The sequence below is a fragment of the Halomonas sp. BL6 genome, from assembly GCF_006228115.1.
Classification (GTDB): Bacteria; Pseudomonadota; Gammaproteobacteria; order Pseudomonadales; family Halomonadaceae; genus Vreelandella; species Vreelandella piezotolerans.
In genome coordinates, this window is the sequence record NZ_VDGL01000003.1 from 111,110 (window position 1) to 126,953 (window position 15,844).

A 15,844-nucleotide genomic window follows, 5' to 3' on the forward strand; every position below is an offset into this window, starting at 1 on the left:
GATGACTATGATGACCTCTCAAGCGGCGCTAGACGCGCCGCTGCCAAGCCCGTACTGCCCTACCCGAATTCCAGCGGAAGACGAAGCGCGAGTCGCTGAGATCAAGCAGTTACTCAAGGCGAACAACGCCGTGCTCGTGGCGCATTACTATACCGACGACGCCATTCAGCAGTTGGCCGAAGAGACCGGTGGCTGCGTAGCTGATTCCCTTGAAATGGCCCGCTTTGGCGCTCGTCACGATGCCACCACGCTGGTGGTCGCCGGGGTGCGCTTCATGGGCGAGACGGCCAAGATCCTCTCCCCCGAAAAACGGGTGCTGATGCCGACGCTGGAAGCGACATGTTCCCTGGATGTCGGTTGCCCCATCGAAGATTTCAGCGCGTTTTGCGATGCTCATCCTGACCGCACGGTGGTGGTGTATGCCAACACCTCGGCGGCGGTGAAGGCGCGTGCCGATTGGGTCGTGACCTCGTCGATTGCCGTCGACGTCATCGAGCATTTGCAGGCAAAGGGCGAAAAGATTCTCTGGGCGCCGGACAAGCACCTGGGAAGCTACATTCAGAAGAAAACCGGTGCCGACATGCTGATGTGGGACGGTGCCTGCATCGTGCACGAGGAGTTCAAGGCGAAAGGTATCGAGGATCTAAAGCGCCTCTACCCCGACGCCGCCGTGCTCGTGCATCCGGAATCGCCGGAGGCCGTCGTCAAGCTGGCCGATGTGGCGGGTTCCACCTCGCAACTGATCAAGGCGGCGAAAACCCTGCCCAACGAGCAACTGATCGTAGCGACCGATCGCGGCATTTTCTTCAAAATGCAGCAGGCGGTGCCTGACAAAACGCTCTTTGAAGCGCCCACTGCTGGGAACGGCGCGACCTGCCGCAGCTGTGCCCACTGTCCGTGGATGGCGATGAACGCACTGGATAATTTGGCGGGCGCGCTGCGTGAAGGCAGCGGCGAAATTTTCGTCGACGACGCGCTACGTCAGCAGGCGCTAAAGCCCCTCGAGCGTATGCTGAATTTCAACGCTTAAGCCACCGCACGACCTCCCTATCGTCAGCCAAACGCCCGAACGCTATGCTCGGGCGTTTGGCATGTCTTGATAGGTATTAAAACTTCTCCAGCGCCTCCCGATACTCAAGAAACGCTTCTCGGCGCTGCTCGATGCGCGCGAGCGCTTGGGCGTCGTTCTCCTGCTGGGCAGCGTCTTTGGCAATACCCAGCTGGCGGATGGCGCGGTCTATGCGACCGGTGAGCTGGAGGTGTTCGGCGCGCGCCAAGTGCCCCCAACCGTTAAAGCCGCTGCGCCCAGCAGCCTCCGCAAGCAGGTTGAAGCCCTGAGGATTCTCCGGGTGCTGCGTAGTGATCTCCCGGAGCAAATCGTAGGCGGCGTTAGGATCACGCTGTAACTGTGCTTCCGCCAGGGTGAGTTGAGCAGGCAGATAGTGGGGCATCAGCCGCAGCAGCCGCTGGCTGCGGTCGATGGCGCCGTCGTAGCGCTGTGCTTCCAGAGCTACCTGCGCCGCCGTGGCGGGCAGCATGCCGTAATCAGGCAGTTCGTTGGCTAGCTGGTCGAGGGTTTGCAGCGCGCGGTCGGTTTGGCCGTTTTGCGCTGCGATCAGCGCGTCGATGTAGCGTAGTGCAGGTGCCTCGGCACCTTCTTGTGCCAGCCGCGAGGCCGCCTGCTGGGGGGTGTTGCGATAAATGCTCAGCAGCGCTCGTGCGCGCATCATGTCGTACAGCGTATCACTGGTGTAACGACTGGCGACGCTAAGTTGAGAGGCTCGCGCTTGGGCGTCGCTCAGGCGGCTGTCCGAGACCGGGTGAGTCAGCAAGAACTCAGGCGGTGTACCACCTTGAAGGCGTGACAGCCGCTGCATGGTATCGAACATGCGCACCATGGCCTCTGGATCGTAACCGGCGTCGGCCATGGCCTGCAGGCCGATACGGTCGGCCTCCTGTTCGAAGCGCCTTGAGTAGGCAAGCTGGTCTTGAATCAGCGCCGCTTGAGATCCCATGGCGGTGGCAATGCCCGCGTCGCCGCCGCCGCTGGCGGCAATCAGCATCCCAGCGAGCATGGCCGCCATGGCGGGCAGTTGGGTTTGCTCCGCGCGGGCGCTACCGCGCGCGTAGTGTCGTTGGGAAAGGTGGCCAAGCTCATGGGCAATCACCGAAACGAACGACCCTTCATCCTCGGCGAAGGCAAACAGGCCAGAGTTGATGCCGACGACTCCGCCGGGAACGGCAAAGGCATTGAGCGATCGGTTATCGACCATCACCGTGGTGGTTTGCAGGCTGCCCAACTGACTGTAGGGGGCCAAGCGTGCGACTAGGCTTTCCAGGTAGTCGCTGACGATGGGATCCTGCCATTGCGGTGCCTGAGCGCGAAACTGGCGTAGCCACGCGCGACCTAAACGAAACTCTTCGTTGCTCGCGGAGGCCGATGCACCCCCTAGCGTGGGCAGCCGATAGTCATCATACCCGTGGCTGGGCAAGCTCGCGCACAGGGTGCCAAGCGACAGTGCTAGCGCACAGGCCCAGCGGGCGTTGGTGGGTCTAAAAAGCAGCATGACGTCCCCATTCGTTCAAGTAGTGGGCGCGGCGAACAGCGGTGTGACATTGATTCGGGCCAGGAAGTGCCGTTAAATCATCGTCACGATGGGCATCGCAAAAAAACAGTTTATGCAACAATGCGACGCTTATGTAGCCATCGAACGATCGAGCACCATAAAAGCTGCCTTTGGGGAGAAGTATGTCTGAGCAAATAGCGTCTGGGTTGGCCGAAGGGGTTCAGCCTGACCAATTATTGGACGCCACTGGATTGCACTGCCCGCTACCGCTACTGAAAGCCAAGCAGGCACTGGCTGGCTTGGCTCCCGGTCAGCTGCTGGAAGTAAGCGCCACCGATGCCGGGTCTTGGCGCGATATGGCGGCCTTTACCGAGCTAAGCGAGCATGTCATGGAAGCGCGGACGCAGCGCGGCGATGTGTATGTGTTTTGGATTCGTAAAGCAGGGAACGCTCGCTCATGACCATGCGCAGCATTCTGAAAAGCTGGGTCGAGCGCTATTTTTCAGACGAAGAGGCGTTGATTCTGCTGCTCGTTTTGGTGGGCGGTTTTGCCGCGATCATCTGGTTCGGGCGTATGCTCGCGCCTTTTTTCACCGCTCTGGTGTTGGCGTTTCTGCTGCAAGGCGTGGTCAGCGCCCTGACGAGGCGGCGAGTGCCGCACTTGCTGGCCGTCATTTTGGTGTTTGTGGCATTCGTTAGCGTCCTGCTGGCGCTTGCCTTCATTTTGATGCCGCTGATTTGGAATCAGCTGGTGGGACTCGTCCAAGAGACACCGCGGATGTTTGCTAGTGGTCAAGGGTGGCTGGATCAGTTGCAGGAGCGCTTTCCCAATATCGTAACGCCCGATCAGATACAGAGCTGGATCGGCGTGGCCGGGCGGGAGATCAGTCAGCTTGGCCAGCGTGCCCTAACGCTTTCATTGACGTCGCTGGGCAACATCATGTCACTGATCATTTATTTGGTGTTAGTCCCCATTTTGGTCTTTTTCATGTTGAAAGATCGTGAGGCGCTGGTGGGTTTTACGCTCTCGCTGCTGCCGCAAAAGCGGACGCTGTTGACCCGCATTTGGCACGAAATGGATCGTCAGATCGCTAATTATATTCGCGGAAAATCCATCGAAATCGTCATCGTCGGTACGGTGGCGTACATCACCTTCGCCTTTTTCGGGCTGCCCTACACGGCGCTGCTGGCGGTGCTGGTCGGTTTTTCCGTCCTGGTGCCTTACATTGGTGCGGCGGTGGCCACGCTCCCCGTGGCAGCGGTGGCCGGGTTTCATTTTGGCATTAGCGAGCAGTTCGTGTACGTGCTGGTGGCTTACGGGATATTGCAGGCGCTGGATGGTAACGTGCTGGCCCCTGTGCTGTTCTCGGAGACCAACAACATTCACCCGGTCTCGATTATCGTCGCCGTACTGTTCTTTGGCGGTATTTGGGGGTTTTGGGGGGTGTTCTTCGCTATCCCGCTGGCCACGCTGCTCAAGGCGTTGGTATACGCCTGGCCACGGGGGCTCGAAAGCCGACAGGCAGTGCAGCCACCTCAGTTGGAGCAGGAGTCGCCCTAAGCGCGGTGCCCCCCGAGGGGCACCGCGTTGAGCGCCGTGATTACTGGTTGTGAAGCGCCTGCGCTGCGTTCAGCACCTCCTCTGCATGGCCGGGCACTTTGACGCCGCGCCACTCCTGGGCCAGTTTGCCATCCTGGTCGATCAAGAAGGTGCTGCGCTCGATGCCCAAGTGCTCTTTGCCGTACATCTTCTTGAGTTTGATGACATCGAATAGCCGACAAACGGTTTCGTCTTTATCTGATATCAGCTCGAAATTGAAATCCTGTTTGGCTTTGAAATTCTCCTGGGCACGCAGTCCGTCGCGTGACACGCCAATGATCACGGTGTTGGCCGCATCGAAGGCGGCTTTGCGGTCGCGAAAGTCGCCGCCTTCGGTGGTGCAGCCTGGCGTGCTGGCTTTTGGATAAAAATACACCACCACTTGCTTACCGCGCAGTTCGGACAGCGTAATGGTGGTGTCGCCGGTGGCGGGGGCGGAAAAGTCGGGGACGGGCTGGCCAAGTTCAATGGTCATAAAGGCTCCTTTCAAGGGTGACTTTCATAGAGAATTACACGCAAGCGCCGCGCAACTGTCAAAGCGTTCGATAAACTCACAGCGCTTTACGCTGTACAGGCTCGAATCGCCTGAGTACCATTTGCTGTTTGTGGGCGGGGGTGACGGCGCTCCTTCAAGGCATCAACGCTGCGTCTTGTCGCAATGTACGTCATTGCATCCCACGTGGCAGCTTGGTTTCAACTTTTTGCAGGTGAGGAAAATACGGATGATCACAGGCAGCATTGTCGCCCTGGCGACGCCGATGAAGGTCAATGGCGACATCGACTGGGAGGCGCTTCGTCGTCTGGTGAACTTCCACCTCGACAATGGTACCGATGCCATCGTCGCTGCGGGCACCACGGGTGAGCCCACCACCATGTCATTTGCCGAACACTTCGATGTGATCCGCAGCGTAGTGGAAGAGGTGAACGGTCGCATTCCGGTGATTGCCGGTACCGGGGCGAACGCGACCTCGGAAGCCGTCGAATTGGCGCGTTACGCCAGTGAAGTGGGTGCGGATTACTGCCTGTCGGTCTGCCCTTACTACAACAAGCCTACCCAGGAAGGCTTGTATCAGCACTTCAAGGCGGTGGCAGAAGGCAGCAAGCTGCCGGTGATTTTGTATAACGTACCGGGCCGCACCTGTTCCGACCTTTATAACGAGACCGTGGTGCGCTTGGCCGAGGTGAACAACATTATCGGCCTGAAAGACGCGACCGGGAACCTTGAGCGTGCTGAGGATCTAATCTCACGCCTGAAAGGCAGCGACTTCATGCTCTACTCCGGTGACGACGCCACGGCCTGTGATTTCATGCTGATGGGCGGCCACGGTGACATCTCCGTCACCGCGAACGTGGCCCCAAAAGCGATGCACGATCTTTGCGTGGCCGCTGTGGCCGGTGACGCTGACAAGGCGCACCAAATCAATACGCGCCTGATGCCGCTACATACCAATCTGGGCATCGAATCCAACCCCATTCCCGTCAAGTGGGCGTTGCACCGCATGGGCTATATGGACGCCGGTATTCGCCTGCCGCTGACCTGGCTGTCGGAGAAGTACCACGGCACGGTCAGCGAAGCGCTACAGCTGGCGGGCGTCGTAGAGGAGTAGTCCGGCGCTCGAAACCCTTTTGCTACCCGGTGAAGGCAGTGCCTGCCGGGTAACCGATCTGTTGACTGTTAAGGTGGCTTGATGAGCTCTGTGCTTGAACAACGTGCGCTTAAATGGATACCGCTGGCACTCGCAGCCGCTGTCACACTGGCAGGTTGCGCGCGCGATGGTTACTACCACGACCGCAACTTGGACTACACCGAAGCGGCTCCTGCGCCGCCTCTCGTGCTGCCTGACACCCGCGACACCCAGCGTTACCGCGACGCAATGCCGGTCCCCCAGGTGGCCATGCAGGGCACGCGGCTCGATGAGCCGGCCGAGATTCAGCCGCCGCAGTCACTGGCCATTGGCAGCGGATTGGAGCCCGACTACGTCGAGCGTCGCCAAGTCGGCGATCAAAGCTGGCTGGTCGTGGCGGCAGACCCTGGCAGCGTGTGGCCACAGCTGGAAGCCTTCGTGCGCAGCCGCCAGCTTCCCGTTCAAGACAGCAGTGCCAATCAAGGCGTCATCGTAACCCCACAAGCGACGCTAAGGCTGCAAAGCGCTCTGCGTGCCGGTAGCAGCGAAGTACGCTGCGACCAGAACGGCCAAAGCGTCGAGAGCTGTCTTGCTGCCCTAGAACAGTATTTGGGCGCACGCAGTGCCACTGCCAGCTCCTCTTCGTGGACTGCCCAGCGTTTGGCCAATGAGCAAACGCTTCAGCTACGTCAGCAAGGTGAGGAGTGGGAAGTCGTCATTCCGCAGCCCATCGACCGTGTATGGGCCGAGCTGAACCACTATTTGTCGCTCGATTTCACCCAAGAGGGTCAGCGCGACCTGCTCGCGACCTCCGCTGATGACTACGAGTTCTTGGTGGAGTACATGACCGAAACCGAGCGTGGACGTAACCCGTTGCAGATCGTCTTTAGCCCAGACGTACGCCGGATGTCCCAGCAGATTCGTTTGGCGCTCGAGCCCAACGGCGACCAAACCGTACTGCGTGCCATCAACGCCAGCGAGCGTAATTTTAGTGCTGATGATCAGCGCGAGTTGCTTGAGCGTGTCTCCGGCTACTTACGTTAACCTTTTGATTCTCACTTTCTCACGGAGCCTCCATGGAAAAGCGCCAAGAACTCTATGCCGGCAAGGCAAAATCCGTCTACACCACTGACGATCCTGACCTTCTGGTACTGCACTTTCGTGATGACACCAGCGCTTTCGATGGTAAGAAGAAAGAGGCGCTCGCCCGCAAGGGGATGGTGAACAACATCTTCAACGCCTTCATCATGGAGCGCTTGGAAGAGGGGGGTATCCCCACGCATTTCGAGAAACAGCTTTCCGATAACGAGAGCTTGGTCAAGAGAATGCAGATGATTCCGGTCGAGTGCGTGGTGCGCAACATTGCAGCGGGCGGTTTGGTGAAGCGTTTGGGAGTGGAAGAGGGGATCGCCCTTAATCCGCCGACTTTCGAGTTGTTCTTGAAGAACGACGAGAAGGGCGATCCGATGATCAACGAGTCGCTGGCAGAAACGTTTGGATGGGCAACGCCCGAGCAGCTTGCCAAAATGAAGGCATTGACATTCAAAGTGAACCACATTCTCAAGCAGCTATTTGCCGAAGGCGACATGCTGCTGGTGGATTACAAATTGGAGTTCGGCGTATTCAACGGCGAGGTGGTACTGGGCGATGAGTTCTCACCGGACGGTTGCCGCCTGTGGGATGCCAACACCCGCGAGAAGCTGGATAAAGACCGCTTCCGTCAGGGCTTAGGTGGTGTGATCGAGGCCTACGAAGAGGTGGGTCGTCGTCTAGGCATTACCTTTCCCGCCTAGGACCGTTTCGTCAGTCAGCGGATCGATTGCCACCACCTTGAAGGTGGTGGCGTCGTTTCCAGAGGCGGCATTAGTCGCCTGAAATTTGACGTCCACATCCCGCAGCCGTACGCCGTATATGCGCTCGCTCTGGAGGTCTTTCTGGTAGGCAGGGCGGGGGTCTTGGCCCAATACTTGCTCGATCAGCGCATGGAGTGACGCCCCATCGGCACGAGCGGCAAGGCTTGCTTGGGCGGCCTGGCTAAAGTGCACGGGCAGCAGTGTCGGTGCATGGGGAGCAAACCCGCCCCGTGCTTCAGGCTTGGCTTCGGCCCACGGCAGATAGGGCTTGATATCGACCACGGGCGTACCGCTAATCAAGTCACACCCGGCGAGGTGCAGGCTCACGCCTTGCCGAGTGTCGATGTGCGACAGCTCGATCAATGACAGCCCAAGTCGATTGGGACGGTGAGTGCTGCGGCTAGCAAAGACGCCGACTTTGCGGTTGCCGCCCAGCCTGGGTGGGCGCACCAAGGGCGTCCAGCGGGTCGGGCTGTGATGAAAGATAAACGTCACCCACAGGTGGCTAAACGCTTCCAAGCCTCGTACGGTGAGAGGATCATCGAACGGTGCAGTCAGTAGCAAACGCGCGTTGGCCGCTGGCGCGAGCCCAGGCTGGCGGGGGACGCCGAACTTATCCGGATAGTCGCTGACGATATGGCCAATGGGCGTCAGTGTAAACGACGCGCTGTCCGAGCGATCATGCATAGCACTGCCTTGTGGTTGACCGACACCGACGGGGTCGACGAGGTGGTACTTTCGTAACGTGGCAACGAGTATAAAATAGCTCGCTGGTGACCGACAGTCCGCTATCGTTACCAGCCGCTAAATCGCATTGAGGCGAAGCATGTTGAAAACGAACGAACGCGCACCCTCTGCTGCGCCGACGGCCCGTGTGACCTACCGCGCGGCGCTAGCCAAAGATGCCGCTGACCAGGCGGAAGTCTTCTATCATGCGGTCATGCAGGGGGCGGCCACTCACTACGGGTTGGATGAGCGCCGCGCCTGGGCCAACGCGCTACCTCGCGAGGCGAGCGCTTGGGCGGCGCGCCAAGCGCTCTATACCACGCTGGTGGCGGCTTGCGATGGCCGTTGTGTTGGTTTCCTGGAACTCAACATTAGCGCAGGTCGTATCGAAACGCTCTACGTCTGGCCATCGCTGGCGGGGCGAGGGATCGGTACCACGCTACTGATCCACGCCGAGCGCATTCTGCTTGAGAACGGCGTGTCTAGCATAGAGATCGAGGCGAGCCTGGTCCTCTATGAGCGCCTGCTGCGTCGAGGCTTCGACAACCTCGGCGAGCAGTGGGTCGAACGCAGTGGTGAAATGCTGCGTCGTTACCGATTAGTGAAGCGGCTCAGCGCAATAGAAACGTAGCGCGCTAAACGTTGAAGGTTTGGGTGATCCGCATCGACAGGTCGATGGAGGTGACGTCTTTCGTCAGTGCGCCGCTGGAGATGCAGTCGACCCCTGTGTCGGCAATCGCCCTTAGTGTGGCATCCTTTACGTTGCCAGAGGCTTCTAGGGTAGCTCGCCCGCCGTTGATTTCGACGGCCACGTGGAGATCTTCGATGGCGAAGTTGTCCAGCATGACGATATCCGCCCCGGCCGCTAGCGCTTGGTCGAGCTCCTCAAAGGTTTCGACTTCTACCTCTACGGGCAGGTCGCTGGCCACTTTGCGGGCTTGCGCTACGGCCGCCTGAATGCCACCGCAGGCGGCAATGTGGTTCTCCTTGATCAAGAAAGCGTCCCATAGGCCGATGCGGTGATTGTGGCCGCCTCCACAGGTGACCGCGTATTTTTGAGCCAGTCGCAGGCCGGGAAGGGTTTTCCGAGTATCCAACAAGCGTACGCCGGTGCCTTCGAGCAAGTCGACATAGCGTCGCGTCGCACTCGCGGTCGCCGACAGCGTTTGCAGCACGTTGAGCGCGGCGCGTTCGCCAGTGAGCAAGCTACGCGCCGGACCTTCTAATTCGAGAAAGCACTCGTCGGCCGCCAAACGGTCACCGTCGGCGGCTTGCCAACGCAGCGTGACGCGGGCATCCAATCGGCGAAAAATCTCGTCGACCCAGGCAACACCGCAGAGCACGGCGGGCTCCCGGGTCACCACCTTGGCGGTGGCCCACTGGTTCTCAGGAATCAGCTGAGCCGTGATATCGCCCGCTCCTACGTCTTCTGCTAGCAGGCGGGCGGCACAAGCGCGAATCTCTTCAGCAAGAGCAGTTTGATAATCCATAGCGGTGAGGTCTCTGGGCGTCGTCTTCGATGACGGGCATTATAGTGAAAGGGAACGCCAACGTAGAGGAGTGCGTGCGCGCATGAACCAAGAAAACCGGCCGGGGGAGTGGGCCAAGGCGCGGCAGCTGCCATCGCCTAACCAGGACGCACGCCCTCAAAACGAGGTCTCGCTGCTGCTTTTGCACGCCATTAGCCTGCCGCCTGGGCAGTTTTCAGGCGATGCCATCGAGGCGCTGTTCACCAATCGGCTCCATCCAGGCGAGCACCCTTTTTTTGCCGAGATCGCCCATTTGCGGGTGTCGGCACATCTTTTGATTCGCCGCGACGGCGCGTGCGTCCAGTTCGTCGATACCGACCGTCGCGCCTGGCACGCAGGACGCTCGTTGTGGTGGGACCCAGCGCTGAGCGAATGGCGATCCAGGCTCAATGATTTCTCGGTGGGCATCGAGCTCGAAGGCGATGACGTCACCCCGTTTACCCGGGCGCAGTATGCAGCGCTGGTGGAAGCGGTGGGGTGGCTGATGGCCCGCTACCCCAATGTGACGCCGCAGCGTATCACCAGCCACGCCAAGGTGGCGCCGCTGCGTAAGACCGACCCAGGGCCCGCTTTCGACTGGGCGTATTTTCGCCAACAGCTGACACTTGCTACCTTTTAATTAGAGTAAGCCCGTTGGTTAAAAAGCCATGTTAAGTGATTCTTGAGGCAGGTAATAAAACGGTAGTTTAACTACATTTTGGGGGTGTTAGTCGTAGCGACAAAGGTCTTATAAAGCGCTTATGTTGCAGTGCAATAGTTTGTTTTGGATAGCCTTTTACGTTTCACTGGAATTGGCAGCGTGGCGACTTTGCGGTATCTTCGCATATACAAAAGGCTAACTTTCACTCTATACGTGTAGCTTTACTACATCAAGGCGAGCGTAGCTCGTTGAATGTAGAACGAAAACCCCCGTACGATGCAAACGCGTCGTGCCATTGCATGGCCTGTGGTGGCCCAACACCGCAGCCGCCCCAGGCCCGAAGGGTTGGCGGGGCTCATTGTCATTTATCGTCATTCGGAGAGACCTCTATGAGTCTGGAGACAAGAGAAGATCTCGATCCGGTCGAAACCACGGAGTGGCTGGAATCCCTGGAATCGGTACTGGATCGTGAGGGCGAAGATCGTGCCCGCTACCTGATGACCCGCCTGGCGGATCGCCTGCGCCGGGACGGGATGAAGGTGCCCTTCTCGGTGACAACCCCCCACCGTAATACGATTCCGGTTCACCGCGAAGCGCCCATGCCTGGCGATCTGTTCATGGAGCGCCGTATTCGCTCTTTGATCCGTTACAACGCCATTGCACAGGTCATTCGTAACAACCGGGCCAACCCGGGCTTGGGTGGTCACATTGCAAGCTTCATGTCGTCTGCCACGCTATATGATGTGGGGTTCAACCACTTCTTCCGTGCCCCTAAAGGCGATTTCGAAGGCGACTTGATTTACATTCAGGGTCACGTAGCGCCGGGTATCTACGCGCGTTCGTTCCTGGAAGGTCGCCTGACCGAAGAGCAAATGGACAAGTTCCGTCGCGAAGTCGACGGCGACGGCCTCTCTTCTTACCCGCACCCGTGGCTAATGCCGGATTACTGGCAGTTCCCCACGGTGTCTATGGGTCTGGGCCCGATTCAGGCCATCTATCAAGCCCACGTGATGAAGTATCTGCATCACCGTGAGCTGAAAGACATGCACGACCGCAAGATCTGGTGCTTCATGGGCGACGGCGAGTGTGACGAGCCGGAATCCCTGGGCGCGATCTCGTTGGCGGGCCGTGAGAACCTCGATAACCTGATCTTCGTCATCAACTGTAACCTGCAGCGCTTGGACGGCCCGGTACGCGGTAACTCCCGCGTCATGGACGAGTTCGAAGGCGTCTTCCGCGGTGCCGGTTGGAACGTGATCAAGGTCGTTTGGGGTCGTCACTGGGATCCGCTGTTCGAGAAGGATAAGAAAGGCATCCTTCAAAAACGCATGGACGAGGCGGTCGACGGCGAGTACCAGAACTACAAGGCGAACGGCGGTGCTTATACCCGTGAGCACTTCTTCGGTAAGTACCCGGAAACCGAAGAAATGGTCAAAGACCTCTCCGACGAAGATATCTGGAAGCTCAACCGTGGCGGTCACGACCCGTTCAAGGTCTACGCGGCCTATCACGAAGCGGTCAATACCTCCAATGGCAAGCCCACCGTCATCCTGGCGCACACCATCAAAGGGTACGGCATGGGCAGCGGCGATGGCGAAGCGGCCAACGAAGCGCACCAGGTCAAGAGCATGGAGTACGAAGCGCTGAAGAAATTCCGCGACCGTTTCGGTATTCCGCTCACCGACGAGCAGCTCAAGGACGTGCCGTACTACAAGCCGGAAGAGGACTCTCCCGAACTCAAGTACATGCACTTGCAGCGCGAGCGTCTTAACGGCTATCTGCCGAGTCGCCGCAGCACGTTCGAGCCGCTGGACATTCCGACCCTGGAAGACAAGACCTTTGCCTCGCAAATGGGCGGCTCCAAAGGGCGCGAAGTGTCTACCACCATGGCGTTCGTGCGTATTCTGAACGGTCTGGTGAAAGACAAGAAACTGGGCAAACAGGTCGTGCCGATCATTCCGGACGAAGCGCGTACCTTCGGTATGGAAGGTATGTTCCGCCAGCTCGGTATCTACACCTCTGAAGGTCAGAAGTACGAGCCGGTCGATAAGGGCCAGATCATGTACTACCGCGAGGACCAGAAAGGTCAGGTTCTCGAAGAGGGGATTTCCGAAGCAGGCGCGATGTCAGCGTGGATTGCCGCTGCGACCTCCTACAGCAACAACAACGTCACGCTGCTGCCGTTCTACATCTACTACTCGATGTTCGGCTTCCAGCGTATTGGCGACTTGGCCTGGGCCGCAGGCGACTTGCAGGCGCGTGGCTTCATGGTCGGCGGTACCGCTGGGCGTACCACGCTCAACGGTGAAGGCCTGCAGCACCAGGATGGCCACAGCCTGATTCAGGCGTCCACCATCCCTAACTGCCGCAGCTACGACCCGACCTACGGTCACGAGGTGGCGGTCATCGTTCAGGATGGTTTGAAGCGCATGTTCACCGATCAAGAGAACTGCTTCTACTACCTGACCGTGATGAACGAGAACTACGAGCACCCCGAACTAGAGGACGTACCGGCTGACGATATCGTCAAGGGCATGTACCTGCTCAAAGAGACGAAGGGTGACAAAGGTCGCGTTCAGCTGATGGGCTCGGGCACCATTTTGCGCGAAGTGGAAGCCGCCGCCGAACTGCTGGCCAACGACTGGGGCATCGGTGCCGACATCTGGAGCGTGACCAGCTTCAACGAATTGCGTCGTGAAGCGCTGCTGCTGGAGCGTGAAGCGTTCCTCAACCCGGATGCCGAGGCCAACAAGCCCCACGTTACCAAGTGCCTGGAAGGTCGTGATGGTCCGGTGATTGCGTCTACCGACTACATGAAGCTCTACGCGGATCAAGTACGTGCTTGGGTGCCCGGTGATTACACCGTGTTGGGTACCGACGGCTTTGGTCGTTCCGATACCCGCGAGAAGCTGCGTTACTTCTTCGAAGTAGACCGCTACTTCGTCACCGTTGCTGCGCTGCGTGCGCTGGCCGACCGTGGTGAGCTTGATCGCAAGCAGGTTGGCGAAGCGCTGAAGAAGTATGGCATCGATGCCAACAAGCCGAACCCGCTGACCAGCTAAACCGCTGCCCGGCGGACAGATGTCCGCCGGCTCGATCCGATTTGGAAGGAGCGCGACCTTGAGTAGCGAAATCATCAAAGTTCCCGACATCGGTGGGGATACCGATGTCGAAATCATCGAGATTGCGGTGTCAGAAGGCGACGTCATCGAAGCGGAAGACACCCTGATCACTCTGGAATCCGACAAAGCCAGCATGGACGTACCGGCCCCGAAAGGCGGCAAGGTGATCAAAGTGTTGGTCAAAGAGGGCGATAAAGTCTCGGAAGGCGACGATATCGTCGAGCTGGAAGTGGAAGGTGGCGGTGAGAGCGATGCCGAGCCAGAAGCGGAAGCCGACGAAGCGTCGTCGTCAGACGAAGCGCCCGCCAAACAGCAAGAAGACGCCGCTCCGGCGCCGAAGAAAGCCAGCGGTGGCAAGCAGACCGTCGACATCAAGGTGCCTGACCTTGGCGGCTCCGATAACGTCGAAATCATCGAAGTCGCCGTGAGCGAAGGCGATGACGTCAACGCCGAAGACCCGCTGATCACCCTGGAGTCTGACAAGGCCTCCATGGACGTGCCTAGCCCGCACAGCGGTAAGATCGTGTCGCTAACGGTGAAAGAGGGCGATACCGTTTCTGAAGGTGACGTGATTGGCCAGATGGAGATCGCGGACGAAGGTGACGATACCGACGACGCGGACGCGCCTGAGCAGGCTGACGCGCCCGCCTCCGCTAACCAATCTGCCGACGCCGAAGACGACGCGGCTGACGACGATAGCGGCAGCGGCGAGCCCGAACGCAAAGAGATTCGCGTGCCGGATCTGTCGGGCTCTTCCGACGTGCCGATCATCGAGATTGGTGTTGCCGCCGGTGACGAGGTCGACGTCGAAGATCCGCTGATCACCCTGGAGTCCGATAAAGCCTCCATGGACGTGCCGAGCCCCTTCAAGGGCAAGATTCTGGAGCTCACCGTCAAAGAGGGTGATACGGTTTCTGAAGGTGACGTGATCGGCTATATGGAAGTCGCGGGTGCCAAGAAAGCCGCACCCAAAAAAGCGGCTCCTGAAAAGTCGGATAGCAAGCCGCAGAGCGCGCCCAGCGCCAAGCAGGCGTCTCCGGCGGGTTCCCCAAGTCCCGAAGCGCAAATGGCGTCTCACAAGCCTCGCGACGGCAAGCTGGTGCATGCAGGCCCCGCCGTGCGTATGCTGGCCCGTGAGCTAGGCGTCGATCTGGGCCTCGTGAAGCCCAGCGGCCCGAAAGACCGCGTGCTGAAAGAGGACGTGCAGGCCTACGTCAAACAGGCGATGGCCAATCAGGGTAAAGCCCAGGCCGCCGCTCCTGCGGCCAGCGGTGGAGCAGGCATTCCCGCCGTGCCGGACGTCGACTTCAGCCAGTTTGGTGAAGTGGAAGAGAAGCCGATGGGTCGCCTGCTCAAGATGGGCGCGACGAACCTGCATCGTAGCTGGCTCAACGTGCCCCACGTGACCCAGTTCGACGAAGCCGACATCACCGAGCTCGAGGACTTCCGCAAGGCCATGAAGGCCGAGGCCGAAGCCCAGGGGGCCAAGCTCACGCCGCTACCCTTCCTGGTCAAGGCGTGTGCCTTTGCACTGCGTAAGTTCCCGCAGTTCAACGTCAGCTTGAAAGGCGACGGCGATACGCTGGTGTGGAAGAAGTACGTCCATATCGGCATCGCGGTGGATACACCGGACGGCCTGATGGTGCCCGTGCTGCGCGACGCCGATAAGAAATCCTTGATCGAGATTGCCAAGGAGATGGCGGAGCTAGGCAAGAAAGCGCAGAGCAAGAAGCTCAAGCGGGAAGAGATGACCGGTGGCTGCTTCACCATTTCGAGCCTGGGCTCGATTGGCGGCACGGCCTTCACACCGATCGTCAACGCCCCCGAGGTCGCGATCTTGGGTGTGTCGAAAGCGCAGATGAAGCCGGTTTGGGATGGCAACGCCTTCCAACCGCGCTTGATGATGCCGCTATCGCTCTCCTACGATCACCGCGCGATCAACGGGGCAGATGCAGCGCGCTTCACCGCCTTCCTGGCGGACGTGCTCACCGATATCCGTCGCTTACTGCTGTAAGCGGTCGACCGAGCAAGCCACAAGCGGCGCCCTGAGGGGCGCCGCTTGTGTTTATAGCTAGGCCACTTAAACGATAGTTTGATTAAAACAGGGTGACCAAAGTACTAACGCTGGCCACTTTGCTGTTTTTACTCAAAAAAACACAAAATAATCGTGCTCTCAGGCTTT

At 59.2% G+C, this 15,844-nt stretch carries 14 protein-coding genes; 10 read left to right on the top strand and 4 right to left on the bottom strand.

Annotated elements, in window-relative coordinates:
• The first annotated feature begins 1 nt into the window (after window position 1).
• Complete coding sequence (gene nadA / locus FHJ80_RS07265) at window positions 2-1,030, top strand: quinolinate synthase NadA (protein ID WP_139526355.1); 1,029 nt, start codon at window positions 2-4, stop codon at window positions 1,028-1,030.
• A gap of 76 nt (window positions 1,031-1,106) precedes the next feature.
• Here the strand turns inward: nadA and FHJ80_RS07270 are convergent, their stop codons facing one another.
• Entirely contained in the window at window positions 1,107-2,567 is a 1,461-nt protein-coding gene (locus FHJ80_RS07270) for a M48 family metalloprotease (RefSeq protein WP_139526356.1), read from the bottom strand.
• Between the two features lie 182 nt (window positions 2,568-2,749).
• Here FHJ80_RS07270 and FHJ80_RS07275 point away from each other — a divergent pair, with 182 nt between their 5' ends.
• Window positions 2,750-3,028 (top strand): sulfurtransferase TusA family protein, encoded by a 279-nt coding sequence (locus FHJ80_RS07275; RefSeq protein WP_139526357.1) that lies wholly within the window; start codon window positions 2,750-2,752, stop codon window positions 3,026-3,028.
• Entirely contained in the window at window positions 3,025-4,128 is a 1,104-nt protein-coding gene (locus FHJ80_RS07280; protein WP_139526358.1) for an AI-2E family transporter, read from the top strand. The genes FHJ80_RS07275 and FHJ80_RS07280 overlap by 4 nt, the downstream gene beginning before the upstream one ends.
• A gap of 40 nt (window positions 4,129-4,168) precedes the next feature.
• Here the strand turns inward: FHJ80_RS07280 and FHJ80_RS07285 are convergent, their stop codons facing one another.
• Complete coding sequence (locus FHJ80_RS07285) at window positions 4,169-4,642, bottom strand: peroxiredoxin (protein WP_139526359.1); 474 nt, start codon at window positions 4,640-4,642, stop codon at window positions 4,169-4,171.
• A gap of 247 nt (window positions 4,643-4,889) precedes the next feature.
• Here FHJ80_RS07285 and dapA point away from each other — a divergent pair, with 247 nt between their 5' ends.
• The 3 genes from dapA (at window position 4,890) to purC (ending at window position 7,585) form a co-directional block, all read left to right on the top strand.
• A complete protein-coding gene (dapA, locus tag FHJ80_RS07290; protein WP_139526360.1) occupies window positions 4,890-5,774 on the top strand; it encodes a 4-hydroxy-tetrahydrodipicolinate synthase in 885 nt (294 codons plus the stop codon).
• Window positions 5,775-5,855: 81 nt separating this feature from the next.
• Window positions 5,856-6,836, top strand: a complete 981-nt coding sequence (gene bamC, locus FHJ80_RS07295; protein ID WP_139526361.1) for an outer membrane protein assembly factor BamC — start codon at window positions 5,856-5,858, stop codon at window positions 6,834-6,836.
• Window positions 6,837-6,868: 32 nt separating this feature from the next.
• Window positions 6,869-7,585: a phosphoribosylaminoimidazolesuccinocarboxamide synthase gene (gene purC / locus FHJ80_RS07300; RefSeq protein ID WP_139526362.1), complete on the top strand. Its 717-nt coding sequence runs from the start codon at window positions 6,869-6,871 to the stop codon at window positions 7,583-7,585.
• Here purC and tsaA read toward each other — a convergent pair.
• Window positions 7,562-8,332, bottom strand: a complete 771-nt coding sequence (gene tsaA / locus FHJ80_RS07305) for a tRNA (N6-threonylcarbamoyladenosine(37)-N6)-methyltransferase TrmO (RefSeq protein ID WP_139526363.1) — start codon at window positions 8,330-8,332, stop codon at window positions 7,562-7,564. The two genes, purC and tsaA, sit on opposite strands and share 24 nt — an antisense overlap.
• A gap of 139 nt (window positions 8,333-8,471) precedes the next feature.
• Here tsaA and FHJ80_RS07310 point away from each other — a divergent pair, with 139 nt between their 5' ends.
• Window positions 8,472-9,002: a GNAT family N-acetyltransferase gene (locus tag FHJ80_RS07310; protein WP_139526364.1), complete on the top strand. Its 531-nt coding sequence runs from the start codon at window positions 8,472-8,474 to the stop codon at window positions 9,000-9,002.
• A 4-nt stretch (window positions 9,003-9,006) separates the two neighbouring features.
• On the opposite strand, the gene nadC is transcribed toward FHJ80_RS07310, so the two are convergent.
• The gene (gene nadC / locus FHJ80_RS07315; protein ID WP_139526365.1) at window positions 9,007-9,861 is read right to left on the bottom strand and encodes a carboxylating nicotinate-nucleotide diphosphorylase; all 855 of its coding nucleotides are present in this window, start codon (window positions 9,859-9,861) and stop codon (window positions 9,007-9,009) included.
• Window positions 9,862-9,943: 82 nt separating this feature from the next.
• Between nadC and ampD the strand changes: the two genes are divergently transcribed.
• The 3 genes from ampD to aceF all read left to right on the top strand — a co-directional run bounded on the left by ampD (window position 9,944) and on the right by aceF (window position 15,676).
• A complete protein-coding gene (ampD, locus tag FHJ80_RS07320; RefSeq protein WP_139526366.1) occupies window positions 9,944-10,519 on the top strand; it encodes a 1,6-anhydro-N-acetylmuramyl-L-alanine amidase AmpD in 576 nt (191 codons plus the stop codon).
• 410 nt (window positions 10,520-10,929) lie between these two features.
• Window positions 10,930-13,602: a pyruvate dehydrogenase (acetyl-transferring), homodimeric type gene (gene aceE, locus FHJ80_RS07325; protein WP_139526367.1), complete on the top strand. Its 2,673-nt coding sequence runs from the start codon at window positions 10,930-10,932 to the stop codon at window positions 13,600-13,602.
• A gap of 58 nt (window positions 13,603-13,660) precedes the next feature.
• On the top strand, window positions 13,661-15,676 hold the full coding sequence (gene aceF, locus FHJ80_RS07330; protein ID WP_139526368.1) for a pyruvate dehydrogenase complex dihydrolipoyllysine-residue acetyltransferase: 2,016 nt from the start codon (window positions 13,661-13,663) through the stop codon (window positions 15,674-15,676).
• Window positions 15,677-15,844: the final 168 nt, after the last annotated feature.